Source organism: Thiocapsa sp. (assembly GCF_018399035.1).
Classification (GTDB): domain Bacteria; phylum Pseudomonadota; class Gammaproteobacteria; order Chromatiales; family Chromatiaceae; genus Thiocapsa.
The window spans coordinates 4649257-4664067 of the sequence record NZ_CP073760.1; the positions used below are offsets into that span (position 1 = coordinate 4649257).

Sequence of the window (14811 nt, forward strand, 5' to 3'; positions counted from 1 at the left end):
GATGCCCCGGTATCCGTCGACCGCGCTTGCCGGCCGAGTCAGCCCTTGCGACGCGACTTCCTGCGTTTCTCGATCGTGTCCGCCAGCACGCCGATCAAGACGCCGCCGGCTCCGATCAACATCCACAGCGGGAGCCCGATCCCGTCCCCCAGGGACACGATGCCGGCGCCTCCTTTCTCGACCGTGACGAAGGTCGCGATGATTGCCCCCACGCCCAATCGCAATGTCCAGGAGCGTGCATCCCAGACAACATGCTTCAAGGCCAGCGTCAGCACCTTGAGGAATGGCCAGGTGGCCTTGCGATCGCGGGTCAGCGCCAGCATGGCTGCCGCCTTTTTGAAGCCGCGCAAGGTCCCGTAACGAATCTCGCCCAGACCTCGCGACCAACCCAGGAGCCGGTGCTGCTCGGCCGGTGGAAGACGCAGCACGGCTTGTACGATGGCGGGTCGAGCCGCGGTTTCTTGCACTTCGGACATGGATCTTTCCTCATCAAGGCGTCCGGGCCGGCCGGACGACTGGCTTGCCGCCGTTACGGTTCCGCATTGGCGCGGATTCTATTCCGATTGTGCTCGCCGCGTCCCGGTCCCGTCGTGAGACGGCTGCCGCAGTCGATGGCCAGTGACGCCAGGCGGAAGCCCGACGTTCCGCGCGCGAACGCTTCCGGGGGTTGCGAACGCGTCAACGGGATCCGGACTGAGCTGCGCCGATTCTTTGGCTCAGCGAATTTCCCCCCGAAACAACTTGGCTGGATGCGTGCGCAGCTCGGTGCTCGGCACCGAGCTGGACGAGACGGAAGCGTCGATTCTGGCTGAGCGCATGGGGCTCGTCAGGTTGACCAACGGTGAATTACTGGTCTCCGAGGACGCGCAACGGCGCACCTTGTTTCTGCTGGCGGAGGGTCGTCTGTGCGTCTGCAAGATGGTCGGCGGGGTCGAGGAGCTGACGGCGCTGTTGCGACACCGCACGCCCGACATCGTGCTGCTCGACATCCGCCTCCCCGATCAGGATGGATTGTCGATCGCGCGGCGTCTGCGATGTGCTCGGATACCGACGCGGAGGTCTCGGCGACCGGAAGCCGGATGCGCACGGTCGTGCCTTCCCCGACGCGGCTCTCGATCCGCATCTCGCCCCCGGACTGGCGGGCGAATCCAGACACCATGCTGAGCCCGAGTCCACTGCCCTTGCCGGGCGCTTTGGTGGTGAAGAAGGGTTCGCACACGCGTTCGAGGACGTCCGCGGGGATGCCGCGCCCCGTGTCCTCGACCGCGACCTCGACGGCGTCGTCACCGGCAGCCGCGGTCGTGACGCTGATCCGACCGCCGCCATCCAAGGCATCGGGGCGTTGATGACCAGATTCATGAGCGCCTTCTCGAGCTGTCCGGGGTCGACCCGCGCCCGCGGCGGGTCCGGTGCCAGCACGGCACTCAGCTCGGCGCCCTCCGCGACGGTCACCTCGAGCAGATCCAGCATGCCGCCGACCAGCGCATTGATGTCCAGGATCTCGGGCGCGAGCCGTTGGCGCCGGGAGAAGGCGGGCGAGATCGCCGATTTCGTCCCGCCGATCCAGCGCATCCACCCGCGTCTTGAGCGCAGCGGCGATGTCGCGGCTTGCCGTTACCAGGTGCTCCGCCGCCTCGATGGTCCCAAGCTCCTGCTCGCGCAGTCGGAAGACGCCGTCGGCTTGAAGTTGGAGCTCCAGGTCGGCGATCGCTTGTGCGAACTCCGGGCGCAGTCCCGACGGGATCCTCGGGAGCAGATCCGAAAGCTGACCGCGGGTGCGCTCGAAGGCGTCACGGAACATGCGCACCTGATCGAGGCTCGGCGACTCGGCTCCGAGCAGCAGGTCGCTGAAGGCCGAGCCTGCCAACCGCTCCGCATCCAGTGGAGGTCCCTGGGCGCCGGCAGCGTGCGCTCCATCACTGCGGCCACCCCGGCACGGGTCTCCAACCACGAAGTCAGCGTCTTTGCTGACGACGATACGATCCTCGCGGCACGCCAGCGCGGTGATGTCGGCATCCCGCGTCCGATTTTGCTCGGGGGCCTTGTTCATTATCCCGGCCACCGCCATCAGGCCGCGACCGGCATCAGATAGGGCAGTTTCGGCGGGCGTGGCCGTCGGCGTCGCGGTCGCGGCGGCAAGGGCACACGCAGTAGTAGCTCCTCGAACAGTGCGGGATGTGTCCGCCCGAAGAAGCGCTCGGCGGCGGTCGTGCCGTCGGGACGGCGGATGTGGAAGTTGTGCACGGCGGTGAGCGCGGCGAGCCTGCGGTCGCTCAAGCGATGACGCCCGTGATGATGCAGCGACAGTTGGCCGTTGCGTCCTTCCACACAGGAGCTGCTGCGTTGGAACAGATCGGCGCAAGCGCCGGCGACCTGTTCGACCCGAGCGCTGTCCTCGGGCGCGAGACGCTGCAGCGGATGATCGGCGCGCCGCAGGACGTCGAGCAACGCGGTACTCGCCGCCTGCACGCGGTGTCGGGTCTCGGCCGCGGTGCTGCGGGCGGCGACGCGCTCGAGGTAGATGCCGGGGATGAGCTGCTCGAGGACCGCCGCTTCCAGCTCCGGGGATAGTGCGAGGGCCTCGACCCTGGCGGTCACGGTGGCGAAGAAGAACGCGAGCGTGGCGAGCCACTGCACGGTCAGGCGCTCGGCCTTGGCGAGGCGTTCGCGAGCGCGCTCGGGCAGCTCGGCGGCCTCGGCCAATCCCTTCAGGCGCGTCCAGACGTCGGTGAAGCGCGCCGCCACACGCTCCACCGGCTGGGTCTGTCCATCCACCGGATCATACGGGTGATACAGCACGCCGAGCTCGCGGATCAATGCGCGCGCCTCGCTCTGCCGCTCCCGTGCGCGGTCGCGTTCGGCTTCCACGGCGACCAGCGCGCTCAGGGCGGCGCCAATGCGGGTCTCGAAGTCGGGCGGACGCCCGAGCGGGCGCGGCACGCGCGCCTCGAACGCCTGCTGCGCCGCGCGCTCGGCCTCCCAGTGTCTCTGCGCGGCGGCGACGCCGGCTTCGGCCTGGCGCAGATCGCGCGCCAACGCCAAGGACGTGGCTTTGGAGACCTCGTGTTGGCCGTGAAAGAGGTCCGGGGAGTGGTGGGCACCGAAATCCGCCTCGGCATGCCGACGCAGCGCCTTGGCCTCGTCGGCGGTGCTCTGGATCACCTCCACGGCAAGCCCCGTGCAGGCGTCCTGAAGCGCCGCCGTCCAGGTCGCCGCGGTGCGATCCGCGGCGTATTGCTCCAGGACAATGAAGTTCGACACCGGCTCGATGTTGACCAAGCAGATCCCCGGATGAAAGGTTTCGTCCTCGCACACCGTCACCGCACGCGCCGGCATGCCCTCGGCAAGCGCCGTGCGCTGCTGCGCGGCCACCGCGACCACGGCCGTTTCCAAGGCGACATTCAGCGCATGCTGCGCGCCGTCGCTGACCCCGACGAAGGCCGACAGTCCGCTCAGCTCCAGGAACTCACTCACCAGCCGGGTGCCGCCCGCCGCCCGCAAGGTGATGCTGAAATGCGCCGCCAACACCAGCCGATGCAACCAATCGATCCCCTCCGGGGTGCGTGCGAAGGCCGTCAAGCCCGTCGGCGGATCCCCGCGCGGAACCTCCCCGCACCAGTCGCGCAAGGTGCTGCGCGCAATACCCATCTCGGTGGCCACGGCGCGTTGCGTCTCCCCCGCCGCCAGCCGTGCTTCGGCCGCCGCGATGTGCTCGGCTTGCTCCAAGCGTGTGCGTCGCGTCATGAGCCGATGCTCCGGCCCGGTCTCGAACGTCCGGGTAGCGCAGCGCCCGCGCTTGGTCTAAAGTCACTCTCGGCAGGATCTTCGAACATCTTTTCGAACCCTCGGTTAGTTTGCACTTCCAAGGGTATGAAATTTCGTGGGTCCTGCCAAATCCCCGCACATCCGTCACCAAGCCCCGGACTCGGACTTGGACGGGCTTATGAACAACGCCTGCTCGGGCAAGTCGAGCGTATGCAGAACATCGTGCCCGCGTGCGTTCAGCCAGCGCGCCAGTCGTCTCGGCAATTGCGCATCGACGATGAACCTCACGCCGCCAATGGCTCGATGCGCTTGGTCTGTGTCACTCGAGCGGCAAAGGCGAGGGCTGCGAGGATGTCTTCGCGTGTCAGATCCTCGTAGTCCGTCAGGATATCGTCGATCGTCATTCCGCCCGCAAGCCATTCGAGGACATTTTCAACCGGGTAGCGTAAGCCGCGAATACAGGGCTTGCCATGGCAGATGCTCGGGTCGATCGTGATCGAGTCATTCATCATCGTGTCCTTTGTCGGTGCTTATTAGCGCAGCTGGTGTGGGTTGAGACTCGCGCTCGGCTCGAAGTGCTTTTGAAAACCCTCTGTAGTCTATTCCAACGCTCCAGGTCAACCCGGTCTTGGGGAGCGGGAGGAGTCCGTCCGACCGAGACCACCCGGGTCGAACAACCCCGTCTCAATCGGCCGTCTCAGACACCCCCAGTGCCTCCCGATAATGTCGGCGCTGGCTGTTGCGACCCAGACGGTCGGTGAGGGCCTCCCAGTCCGCTGCGGCGGCGCGCAGACCCTCCTCGGGGGTCGCGCTGCCGCCCATGACGCGGTCGAGCTGGTCTTCGAGGGCGGCGTTGTAGGCGCGATAGCCGGGCAGGCGCAGGTCGCGCGCGATCTGGGGTGCGGAGAGGCTGGCGCGCAGCACGCCCAGATAGTCATTCGCCTGACGGTCTCCGAGCAGGCGCCGCCAGGGTACCCTTTGCGCGTCATCCCCGCCGCCGTCCTCGGCTCCGCCGCCGCGGGAGCACTCTCCATGTACTTCAGCGTCGGGCTGCGCGCACCCCACGGCCAGTTCCAGTTCCGGGGACAGTGCGGCCTGGCAAGGCCGCGTGTTCTAGCGGGTGGGAATCCCGCCTGGGTAATCGTGCGCCGCGAGCCCAGTATCGAGCCTTGCGGCGTGGACGGCAACGGACACGTCGATGCGTAGGCACGAAAGCAGGCGAGGTGCAAAGGTAACGGGTGGAGCCGACCTTGAAGGTGTTGAGCCCCGTAAAGAACAGTCGGGAGTGCCGACGGGTTTGTCCCTCCGGCAGGCAACAATCCGTGCTGCGCGATGGCGAGCGGTACGGATACTCCCAGGGTCCGAGGCCGTATCGAGCCTGACATGGAGAACACGTGGTAACCAGGGAGATCCACGTATCGGTCCGCCGGAGGCGGGCACCCGTGAACAAGTGTAGAAAGCGAGGACACGGACGGTGGTGCGTGGAAGTCGGAGCCATCCATACGAGCGATGACGCCCGGTAATGCGGGTCGAGCAAAGGGGTGGCGGTTTGAGACAACGCGAAAGCGACACACGGCCCTACGCCGAGAGGATTCTGTCCGTGACAACCAAACTTGAGCGTTTCACACTGATGGCGCGCGAGCAACTGCGAGAGCGGTTCAATTCTCTGATGGGGTTGTTGTTCGACCCCGAGGGCTTGCGCGAAAGCTTCGAGCGACAGAAAGGAAACAAGGCGCCCGGAGTCGATGGGGTAAGAAAAGACGACTACGGAAAGGACCTGGACGCGCAACTGGACGACCTGTCGGCGCGGATACGCCGAATGGGCTACCGGCCGCAACCGGTGCGGCGCAGCTACATTCCCAAGGGGGATGGACGCTACCGTCCGCTGGGTGTGCCGAGCTTCGAGGACCGATTGGTGCAGGATCGGCTCAGCCGCCTCCTGCAAGCCATCTGGGAGCCGGAATTTTGCGACTGCTCGTATGGCTTTCGTCCCGGTCGTAGCGCGCACGATGCGTTGCGGCGGGTCGCGGAGGTCATCACCAACGCAGAAACGCAATGGGTGGTTGAGGCCGACATCAAAGGCTTCTTCGATCATCTCTCGCATGCCCATTTACTGCGCTTCCTGGAGCACCGCATCGCCGATCCCAATCTTCTGCGGATCGTGCGGCGCTTCCTGAAGGCCGGCGTCATGGAAGACGGCGCATTCACGGCCAGCGACGAGGGTGCCCCGCAAGGGGTTTGGTCTCGCCCGTGCTCAGCAATATCTACCTGCACTACGTGCTCGACCTGTGGTTCGAGAAACGTTTCGCCAGGGGCTGTGCCGGCAAAGCCTACCTGATCCGCTACGCCGACGACTATGTCGCCTGCTTCGAGTACGAGGCCGATGCCAACGCCTTCCTGGCCGCCATGACCGAACGACTGGCGTCCTTCGACCTGGAAGTCGAACCGAGCAAAACCGCGCTGTTACGCTTCGGCAGCCACGCCCTTGGGCAACGTGCCGACACCGCGGCAGGATCGCGCACCTTCAGCTTCCTCGGCTTCACCCACTATGTGGGCCGTAGTCGTCGGGGCCGGTTCGTGGTCGGGCGCAAGACCGACGGCAAGCGCATGGCCAAGAAGCTCAAACTGTTGAACGAGCGACTACGCGGCCTGCGCACGCAGGGCGGGGCGGCCATGCTGGCCTACCTCGTGCGCCACCTGCGCGGGCATCTCCAGTACTACGGGGTGAGCGGCAACGGCCGCGCCTTGGCGAGTTACATCCACTTCGCCGGCGGCCTGCTGTTTAAGTGGCTAAACCGCCGCAGTCAGCGCCGCTCGTTGACCTGGAAGCGCTTCAGCGCCGCCATTCGCCCCCTGCTGCCGCGTGCTCGGATCATCCATGATCTCTACCCCGTCCCTTGGTGGATGACTCAAGCTGGGAGCCGGATGGTGTAACACTCCAAGTCCGGTTCTGCGAGGAGCCGGGAACGAACCGTCGTATGGCCGAGATCATGTGGCACCGCCGGGAAACCAGGCGGCAAACCGAGAACACAAACATCAGCCTAACCGACGGCAAGAACCCGGCTTACTCTCCGTGCGGCCTGGCAAGGCCGCGTGTTCTAGCGGGTGGGAATCCCGCCTGGGTAATCGTGCGCCGCGAGCCCAGTATCGAGCCTTGCGGCGTGGACGGCAACGGACACGTCGATGCGTAGGCACGAAAGCAGGCGAGGTGCAAAGGTAACGGGTGGAGCCGACCTTGAAGGTGTTGAGCCCCGTAAAGAACAGTCGGGAGTGCCGACGGGTTTGTCCCTCCGGCAGGCAACAATCCGTGCTGCGCGATGGCGAGCGGTACGGATACTCCCAGGGTCCGAGGCCGTATCGAGCCTGACATGGAGAACACGTGGTAACCAGGGAGATCCACGTATCGGTCCGCCGGAGGCGGGCACCCGTGAACAAGTGTAGAAAGCGAGGACACGGACGGTGGTGCGTGGAAGTCGGAGCCATCCATACGAGCGATGACGCCCGGTAATGCGGGTCGAGCAAAGGGGTGGCGGTTTGAGACAACGCGAAAGCGACACACGGCCCTACGCCGAGAGGATTCTGTCCGTGACAACCAAACTTGAGCGTTTCACACTGATGGCGCGCGAGCAACTGCGAGAGCGGTTCAATTCTCTGATGGGGTTGTTGTTCGACCCCGAGGGCTTGCGCGAAAGCTTCGAGCGACAGAAAGGAAACAAGGCGCCCGGAGTCGATGGGGTAAGAAAAGACGACTACGGAAAGGACCTGGACGCGCAACTGGACGACCTGTCGGCGCGGATACGCCGAATGGGCTACCGGCCGCAACCGGTGCGGCGCAGCTACATTCCCAAGGGGGATGGACGCTACCGTCCGCTGGGTGTGCCGAGCTTCGAGGACCGATTGGTGCAGGATCGGCTCAGCCGCCTCCTGCAAGCCATCTGGGAGCCGGAATTTTGCGACTGCTCGTATGGCTTTCGTCCCGGTCGTAGCGCGCACGATGCGTTGCGGCGGGTCGCGGAGGTCATCACCAACGCAGAAACGCAATGGGTGGTTGAGGCCGACATCAAAGGCTTCTTCGATCATCTCTCGCATGCCCATTTACTGCGCTTCCTGGAGCACCGCATCGCCGATCCCAATCTTCTGCGGATCGTGCGGCGCTTCCTGAAGGCCGGCGTCATGGAAGACGGCGCATTCACGGCCAGCGACGAGGGTGCCCCGCAAGGGGTTTGGTCTCGCCCGTGCTCAGCAATATCTACCTGCACTACGTGCTCGACCTGTGGTTCGAGAAACGTTTCGCCAGGGGCTGTGCCGGCAAAGCCTACCTGATCCGCTACGCCGACGACTATGTCGCCTGCTTCGAGTACGAGGCCGATGCCAACGCCTTCCTGGCCGCCATGACCGAACGACTGGCGTCCTTCGACCTGGAAGTCGAACCGAGCAAAACCGCGCTGTTACGCTTCGGCAGCCACGCCCTTGGGCAACGTGCCGACACCGCGGCAGGATCGCGCACCTTCAGCTTCCTCGGCTTCACCCACTATGTGGGCCGTAGTCGTCGGGGCCGGTTCGTGGTCGGGCGCAAGACCGACGGCAAGCGCATGGCCAAGAAGCTCAAACTGTTGAACGAGCGACTACGCGGCCTGCGCACGCAGGGCGGGGCGGCCATGCTGGCCTACCTCGTGCGCCACCTGCGCGGGCATCTCCAGTACTACGGGGTGAGCGGCAACGGCCGCGCCTTGGCGAGTTACATCCACTTCGCCGGCGGCCTGCTGTTTAAGTGGCTAAACCGCCGCAGTCAGCGCCGCTCGTTGACCTGGAAGCGCTTCAGCGCCGCCATTCGCCCCCTGCTGCCGCGTGCTCGGATCATCCATGATCTCTACCCCGTCCCTTGGTGGATGACTCAAGCTGGGAGCCGGATGGTGTAACACTCCAAGTCCGGTTCTGCGAGGAGCCGGGAACGAACCGTCGTATGGCCGAGATCATGTGGCACCGCCGGGAAACCAGGCGGCAAACCGAGAACACAAACATCAGCCTAACCGACGGCAAGAACCCGGCTTACTCTCCGTGCGGCCTGGCAAGGCCGCGTGTTCTAGCGGGTGGGAATCCCGCCTGGGTAATCGTGCGCCGCGAGCCCAGTATCGAGCCTTGCGGCGTGGACGGCAACGGACACGTCGATGCGTAGGCACGAAAGCAGGCGAGGTGCAAAGGTAACGGGTGGAGCCGACCTTGAAGGTGTTGAGCCCCGTAAAGAACAGTCAGGAGTGCCGACGGGTTTGTCCCTCCGGCAGGCAACAATCCGTGTCGCGGTATGGCGTGCGATGCGGGTACTCCTCGGGGTCCGAGGCCGTATCGAGCCTGACATCGAGAGCATGCGGTAACCAGGGAGATCCACGCATCGGTCCGCTGGAGGCGGGCACCCGCGAACAAGTTAAAAGCGAGGACGTGGGCGGCGTTGCGTGGAAGTCGGAGCCATCCATACGAGCGTTGACGCCCGGTAACGCGGGTCGAGCAAAGGGGTGGCGGCCTGAGACAACGCGAGGGTGAAACACGGCCCTACACCGTGAGGACTCTGTCCGTGGCAACGACGCTCGCGCGTTTCACACAGTCGGCGTGCCCCGTCCTTGGGCGGTGCGTGCGAAGCCCTGCGCTGCGGCGGGTGCCGTCAATGCGGAGTCGACAGGGCGCCGGATCGCTCCCCTGTTCCACTGTGAAAGACTCGGGCTGGGAGCCGGATGGTGTAACACTCCAAGTCCGGTTCTGCGAGGGGCCGGGAACGAGCCGTCGCATGGCAGAGATATTGTGGCACCGCCGGGAAACCAGGCGGCAACAGAGAACACGAACTTCTTGTTGTTGCTCACTTAGTTTCACCGCCCAATTCCCGAATTATTTCGCGCGGAATGCTCGCGGTTTTCCCGCACTGATCACCCCGGTGGTGCAGTGTCGGCAGGTGGAGGAGTGCGAGGAGCCCGAGGAGCGCGAAGGCGACGTGTGGAGTGCGTCGCGGCGGTGATCGACGCGCCCGGGTCGGGCGCCTGTGGGGAGGGTGCCCGGCGGGTGGCGACCCGCCGGGCGCGGGTCGGTCAGAAGGGCAACGGATCGTCGAAGTCGGTGCCGAAGAGGTCCAGTTGGGTGACGGCGTCGGGCGGCGGGTCCGGGTCCGGATCGGTGTCCTCGCCGTCGAGCCACTGCTGCACGGCCGCTCCGTAGCGCGCCTGGATCTGCACGAGCAGTTCATCCAAACAATCCTGGACGGCCCAGGCCTGCTCGGGCGTCCAGTCCTCGGGCAGGAGGATGGTGAAGGGTTCGGGAAGCCGACTCATGGGGCGACCTCCTCGCGGGCAGTCTGCACGTGCTCGGCGGTGACCTGACGGGCCTGCTCCAGGGCGGCGCCGGTCAGCGCGTAGTGGGCCAGACGATTGACCTTGCGGGGCATGCCGCGGGTGGCCTGGAACAACGCCTCCACGGCGGGCGGTTCGAACAGCGGCAGCTCGCAGCCGGCCAGGCGCAGACGATGGGTCAGATAGGCCGGCAACTCCTCGCGGGTCAGCCCGGTCACGTGATGACGTACCACGATGCGCTGGGCGAGCGACTCGTGCACCGCCATGCTCAGACGGCGGCGCAGCTCCGTGAGCCCGACCAACAGCAGACAGAGGCGATTCTCCGAATCCATTTGGTAGTTGGTGAGCAGGCGCAGATCCTCGAGCACCTCGTTGCGCAGATGATGGGCCTCGTCGACGATCAGGACGGGGCGTTGCTTGGCCTCCAGGCTCAAGCGGGTGATCTCGGTGCGGATGGTGCGGAAGGCCGCCGCACGGTTGCGCTCCACCGGGAGTCCCAGCTCCCAACCGATGGTCTTGTACATGTCCATCACGTTGCCGGTGGAGAGCGGGATATAGAACACCCGATAGAGTCCCGGATGCAGATCGGCGGCGACCTTGCGGCAGACCGTCGTCTTGCCCGAGCCGGCCTCGCCGGTGATCAGGCCGATGGCACGCAGCTCCAGCAGATGTTTCAGGCGCGCCTCGGCCTCGGTGAGGCTGGCGGCGGCAAACAGCGCATCCGGCGGCGGAGTCAGATCGAAGGGAAAGGCCGTGAGGGCGAAGTGTTTGCGGTACATCAGCGCCCCTCCAGGGTGTCGGCATCCGTCTCGGGCAGCGCGCGCAGGCGCAGCGTCGAGGGTGCGGGCTCGGGGGCCGGGCCGTCCACGGCCAAGGTGCGCGAGGGGCGATCGCGTTTGACGAAGCAGTTCGCATACGTCTGGACCGGACGTGCCGGGTCGTGCTCCCGGCCCTCGAAGCAGACCTGAATCGGCCGTTCGGGCGGTGCGTCCGGATCGTAGCGCAGGGTAATGTTCTCCCCGACCAGGGCGGCGTCGACCTCGTAGACGACCCCGTGGAGGCTGACCGTGCGATCCTTCTGCACCTTGCGCACCGCCTCGTGCAGGAACAGATCGGCCAGATCCAGGCCGGGTTCGGGAAAGCGCACGCCCGCGCCGGTGCGCGCCCACTGCTCGAGCGGGGTAGCACCGTCCAGGCCGCGATGCGGGGTGTGGTGATACTCGCCCTCGATCCAGCCGGCGAGGCGACGATTGAGCGCCGCGAGGCTGGCCAGATCCGCCTCGGTCAGGCGGGTCAGCAGCTGGGCGCGCACGGTCTTGAACCAGCGCTCGATCTTGCCCTTGCCTTGCGGTTGATAGGGTCGGGCGTGGATCAACGCGATGCCGAGCTTGGCGCAGACCAGGGCGAGCTGCTTGGAGCGGTAATTGGCGCCGTTGTCCACATAGAGCTTCTGCGGCAAGCCACGGCGCAGGATCGCCTGCGCGAGCACCGGCAGAAAGGTCCGGGTGTTCTCCGAGAGGGCAAAGCGCGCGTACGGGATCACGCGGGTCGCATCGTCGATGAAGGCGATCAGGTAGGTCTTGCGTTTGACGCGCTCCCCGACCACCACGGCCGGACCGTGCATGACGTCGCTCATCCACAGCTCCCCGGCCTGCTCGAAAGCAAACCGGCGCCGGTCCTGCGTCTGACTCGCCGTCTTGGCCGCGTCCATCAGGCCGTGACGGGCAAGCAACCGATGCACGGTCGAGGGCGGCAACGGCAGGTCGGGCGGGACCTCGGGGCGTTGGCGCACCGCGCGGATCACCAACTGCACCGACAGCTGCGGGTTGGCCTCCTTGGCGGCGAGCAGCGCCTCGACCACGCCGGGCGGCAGCCGGCGCGCCTGGCCGCGATCGGCGCGCGGTTTGGGCAGGAGTGCGTCGAAGCCGCCGCGCCGATAGGCCCTGAGCCAATCGCGGATGGTCTCGGCGGCCACCCGGGTGCGGGCGCTGCCGGGGATGGTGTGCTCACGCTCGGCTTTCGCCTGGATCGCCTCATACAGGCCCTTCCGTTCTTTGGGCCACGGCACGAACTCGGCGATCACCCCGTAGCGAAACAGGGCGATGTCGTGCTGAACATCGGTTTGCGGGTCACTCATGGACGCACTCCGCGGCTGACGCAGGCGGTTTGCCTGCGCGGGAGACCCTACGCCTGGCATCCCGGCGGGTCAGGCCCCGCACGGTGTTGGACGCGGGGGAGCGCACCGCCGCCCGGGTGGCGCCGGGGCGCGAATCCGAGCGGCTGGGCAGCGCGTCCAACCACGCCGCGGCGATCCCGCGCAGCGCCACCAAAACCTGCTCCACCTCCAGGTGGTCGGCAAACGCCGTGAGGGTCGGCTCGACCAGCGCGAAAGGCTCGCCCAGGATGCCCTTGATCCGATGCAACGCGCTGTGCACGTCCTGCACGCGCCGTCGCACCCAGCGCAACGCCCGGGTAGCTCGATGTCCAGACGGTGCTGCTTGCACAGCGCTTCCAGACTCGGGGCCTGCTCGGCCGCACTGACCACCGCCTCGACCTCCGCGAGCGTGCCCGAGAGGCGCGCCGCCAGACAGTCGGGGAGCAGACTGAAGGTGCGATGCCCCTCGGGACAGTACCAGCGCGCCACGCGCGTGCCGGGCGGGGAGACCCGCGCATAGGTCCCGTGCCGAGCGAAGTGACACCCGCCTTGCGGATGCAGCGGACAGCGCGGAAGACTTGCATCCAACCAGGCTTGCTGGATAACGTAGTCCGCGCCGGTGAGATGACACTCGAAGCGTAGTTGCACCGGCCATCGGCCCGCACGGTTGCACCCGTGGCGGGCCTTCTCATTTGGAGGAGGGTGAGGCGATTGTGCCGGGGCGACCGCGAGAGTGCACGCCGGTGAAGCGTGCGGGACATCCGCGCTCCGCGCTTACCGCATTACCTCACCGGAAAACGACATCACCGGTGGAAGATTCCCTGCAAAAATGGCCGGTGGTTTGCGGATCAGGATGGGAAACAACACTTCTGTCTACACGACGGTGAGAACCCGGCCTACTCTCCGTTTACTTAGGTGATTTCCGGGAAAGCATCGACCAACATGTAGATACTCTGTTCTGACGCAAGTCCGATTTGCCTCCTATCCATCATTTTTTTCTATCCTCATCGTTGTTTCGGCGGGATGGTCGTTGAGCAGCTGCCAACCCCATCGGACCCACCTTCGATGATGGATGGGGCTTGGCTGCGGGTGGGGCGCGGGCGGACTCCGTGTGGACAACACGTGAATGCCGCAAGCGGGCGTGTGGACAAGCCGGGGACAACCCGCTCCCGGCGGGTTGCCCCCACCTTGACCACACTCATTCACCCGTTGCCCACACTGCGCCGCACTGAAGCCGCTGCTGGCTGCGAGCGTCTGCGACGCGACTGCTGCTGGTTTTTGATCAATGAATGCCCTGCGCCGTGGTGGTTGAACGCGCTCGTCTTGTCGGCGGCTCTTGGACGGCCACGCGCGTGCTGTCGGGCCAACCGAGGAGGGTGCCGTGGCGGACATCGCCGAGGTGCTCATGCCGCGGCCTCGCGAAGCAAGCAGAAGCGGCTGCCGTCGAACGCTTGGCGGTGCTTGAGCATGGCATAGATGGCATGCAGCAATTTGCGCATGACCGCGCAGATGGCCTGAATCTTCTTCAGGCCGCGCGCTTCGATGAGATGCGTGTAGTAGCTGTTGACGTGCGGTTCATGGCGCGCGGCGCTCAGCGCGGGCATGAACAGCGCCTTGCGCAGGTGGGCGTTGCCGGCCTTACTCAGGCGCGGGGGTTTGTTCACGCTGGTGCCCGAGGTGCTCTGGCGCGGATCCAGTCCGGCCAGGGCGACCCATTGCTTGGCACGCATGTCCTCGGGCAGCACCAGCAGCTCACCCATGAGCTGGATGGCGCTGGCGGCGGCGATGCCGGGGATGCCGGTGAGCAGCCGGTAGACCTGCGCAAGCTCCTCGTCGGCGCTGATGCGCGCATCGGCCCAGTCACGCAGGGCATCAATCTGGGCGGTGTACTGGTGGATGCTCAGGCGCACGTCATCCAGCACCACGGCCGGCGTGGTCGTGCTTTGCAGCAGCGCGTGGAGTTGATTCTTCGCCCGCGTGCGATCGACCACCAACGCCTCCAGGCGCCGGGCGCAGGCGCGCAGCTCCAGTGCCTCGGTCGCCGGGCGCCGCCATGGCTCGAACGGCATGCGCCGGGCAAACTGCGCCAGCACCCCGGCATCGACCGCATCGCTCTTGTTGCGCGTCTGCAATGCCTCGGCAAAGCGCTTGGCGGCCTTGGGGTTGAGCACCATGAGCGCCAACCCGGCCGCATCGATGGCCAGCGCCAGGTCAGGTGATAGCTGCCGGTCGCCTCCAGGCACACCCGCTCCACCCGCGCACCTTGCAAGGCGCTTAATCAGCGCGGCATGACCGCTTGGTGTGTTGGCAAACTCGCGGACCTTGCCGAGCTTCTCCTCGGTGCTGACGGCCAGCGCCAGGGTCTTGTGGGCCACATCGATTCCGGCTGTATTCATCGTCTGTCTCTTCAGGATGCAACGCGATATTATGATTCCCGGTTCCCCGACCCTGTACCCTCGCCTACCGACCTTGTGTATGCAGGCTCCCGGACATGTCCACGGCCTCGGATACTCTTCGGTATGGGCGAAGAGGGCGGGGAGCCCATCTACATGCAAGCTC

Annotated in this window: 11 protein-coding genes and 2 pseudogenes; 2 read left to right on the forward strand and 11 right to left on the reverse strand. The window is 66.0% G+C overall.

Translation table 11 applies throughout. The features are described from left to right. Positions 1-38: 38 nt before the first annotated feature. The 6 genes from KFB96_RS21205 to KFB96_RS21230 all read right to left on the reverse strand — a co-directional run bounded on the left by KFB96_RS21205 (position 39) and on the right by KFB96_RS21230 (position 4830). Positions 39-476 (reverse strand): hypothetical protein, encoded by a 438-nt coding sequence (locus KFB96_RS21205; RefSeq protein WP_213461136.1) that lies wholly within the window; start codon positions 474-476, stop codon positions 39-41. 350 nt (positions 477-826) lie between these two features. Further along, positions 827-2068: an ATP-binding protein gene (locus KFB96_RS21210; RefSeq protein WP_366931576.1), complete on the reverse strand. Its 1242-nt coding sequence runs from the start codon at positions 2066-2068 to the stop codon at positions 827-829. Beyond that, on the reverse strand, positions 2068-3744 hold the full coding sequence (locus KFB96_RS21215; protein ID WP_213501530.1) for a DUF6399 domain-containing protein: 1677 nt from the start codon (positions 3742-3744) through the stop codon (positions 2068-2070). The genes KFB96_RS21210 and KFB96_RS21215 overlap by 1 nt, the downstream gene beginning before the upstream one ends. Positions 3745-3909: 165 nt before the next feature. Further along, positions 3910-4053: a DUF5615 family PIN-like protein gene (locus tag KFB96_RS27060; protein ID WP_300970662.1), complete on the reverse strand. Its 144-nt coding sequence runs from the start codon at positions 4051-4053 to the stop codon at positions 3910-3912. Beyond that, the gene (locus KFB96_RS21225; protein WP_213461138.1) at positions 4050-4274 is read right to left on the reverse strand and encodes a DUF433 domain-containing protein; all 225 of its coding nucleotides are present in this window, start codon (positions 4272-4274) and stop codon (positions 4050-4052) included. Before KFB96_RS21225 ends, KFB96_RS27060 begins: the two co-directional genes overlap by 4 nt. A 175-nt stretch (positions 4275-4449) precedes the next feature. Beyond that, a complete protein-coding gene (locus tag KFB96_RS21230) occupies positions 4450-4830 on the reverse strand; it encodes a hypothetical protein (protein WP_300970663.1) in 381 nt (126 codons plus the stop codon). Positions 4831-5584: 754 nt separating this feature from the next. On the opposite strand from KFB96_RS21230, the pseudogene KFB96_RS21235 reads away from it, so the two are divergent. Both KFB96_RS21235 and KFB96_RS21240 read left to right on the forward strand, forming a co-directional pair. Next, positions 5585-6699: pseudogene (locus tag KFB96_RS21235) on the forward strand (reverse transcriptase domain-containing protein). A gap of 870 nt (positions 6700-7569) precedes the next feature. Beyond that, positions 7570-8684 (forward strand): annotated as a pseudogene (locus KFB96_RS21240) (reverse transcriptase domain-containing protein). A gap of 1155 nt (positions 8685-9839) precedes the next feature. Here the strand turns inward: KFB96_RS21240 and KFB96_RS21245 are convergent. From KFB96_RS21245 to KFB96_RS21265, 5 genes are all read right to left on the reverse strand, one after another. Continuing rightward, a complete protein-coding gene (locus KFB96_RS21245; RefSeq protein WP_213460147.1) occupies positions 9840-10079 on the reverse strand; it encodes a hypothetical protein in 240 nt (79 codons plus the stop codon). Continuing rightward, a complete protein-coding gene (locus KFB96_RS21250; protein ID WP_213465867.1) occupies positions 10076-10876 on the reverse strand; it encodes an AAA family ATPase in 801 nt (266 codons plus the stop codon). The genes KFB96_RS21245 and KFB96_RS21250 overlap by 4 nt, the downstream gene beginning before the upstream one ends. Then, positions 10876-12234, reverse strand: a complete 1359-nt coding sequence (locus tag KFB96_RS21255; RefSeq protein WP_213501532.1) for a DDE-type integrase/transposase/recombinase — start codon at positions 12232-12234, stop codon at positions 10876-10878. The genes KFB96_RS21250 and KFB96_RS21255 overlap by 1 nt, the downstream gene beginning before the upstream one ends. Continuing rightward, positions 12227-12562, reverse strand: coding sequence for a hypothetical protein (locus KFB96_RS27065; RefSeq protein WP_300970664.1), 336 nt, complete (start codon positions 12560-12562; stop codon positions 12227-12229). Before KFB96_RS27065 ends, KFB96_RS21255 begins: the two co-directional genes overlap by 8 nt. A gap of 1093 nt (positions 12563-13655) precedes the next feature. Further along, positions 13656-14648: an IS110 family transposase gene (locus KFB96_RS21265; protein ID WP_213501534.1), complete on the reverse strand. Its 993-nt coding sequence runs from the start codon at positions 14646-14648 to the stop codon at positions 13656-13658. Positions 14649-14811 lie beyond the last annotated feature (163 nt).

What these genes read in the sequence shown, in the direction of transcription:
- KFB96_RS21205 (WP_213461136.1), bottom strand. Translation starts at nt 476, where the DNA reads ATGTCCGAAGTGCAAGAAACCGCGGCTCGACCCGCCATCGTACAAGCC.
- KFB96_RS21210 (WP_366931576.1), bottom strand. Translation starts at nt 2,068, where the DNA reads ATGGCGGTGGCCGGGATAATGAACAAGGCCCCCGAGCAAAATCGGACG.
- KFB96_RS21215 (WP_213501530.1), bottom strand. Translation starts at nt 3,744, where the DNA reads ATGACGCGACGCACACGCTTGGAGCAAGCCGAGCACATCGCGGCGGCC.
- KFB96_RS21225 (WP_213461138.1), bottom strand. Translation starts at nt 4,274, where the DNA reads ATGAATGACTCGATCACGATCGACCCGAGCATCTGCCATGGCAAGCCC.
- KFB96_RS21245 (WP_213460147.1), bottom strand. Translation starts at nt 10,079, where the DNA reads ATGAGTCGGCTTCCCGAACCCTTCACCATCCTCCTGCCCGAGGACTGG.
- KFB96_RS21250 (WP_213465867.1), bottom strand. Translation starts at nt 10,876, where the DNA reads ATGTACCGCAAACACTTCGCCCTCACGGCCTTTCCCTTCGATCTGACT.
- KFB96_RS21255 (WP_213501532.1), bottom strand. Translation starts at nt 12,234, where the DNA reads ATGAGTGACCCGCAAACCGATGTTCAGCACGACATCGCCCTGTTTCGC.
- KFB96_RS21265 (WP_213501534.1), bottom strand. Translation starts at nt 14,648, where the DNA reads ATGAATACAGCCGGAATCGATGTGGCCCACAAGACCCTGGCGCTGGCC.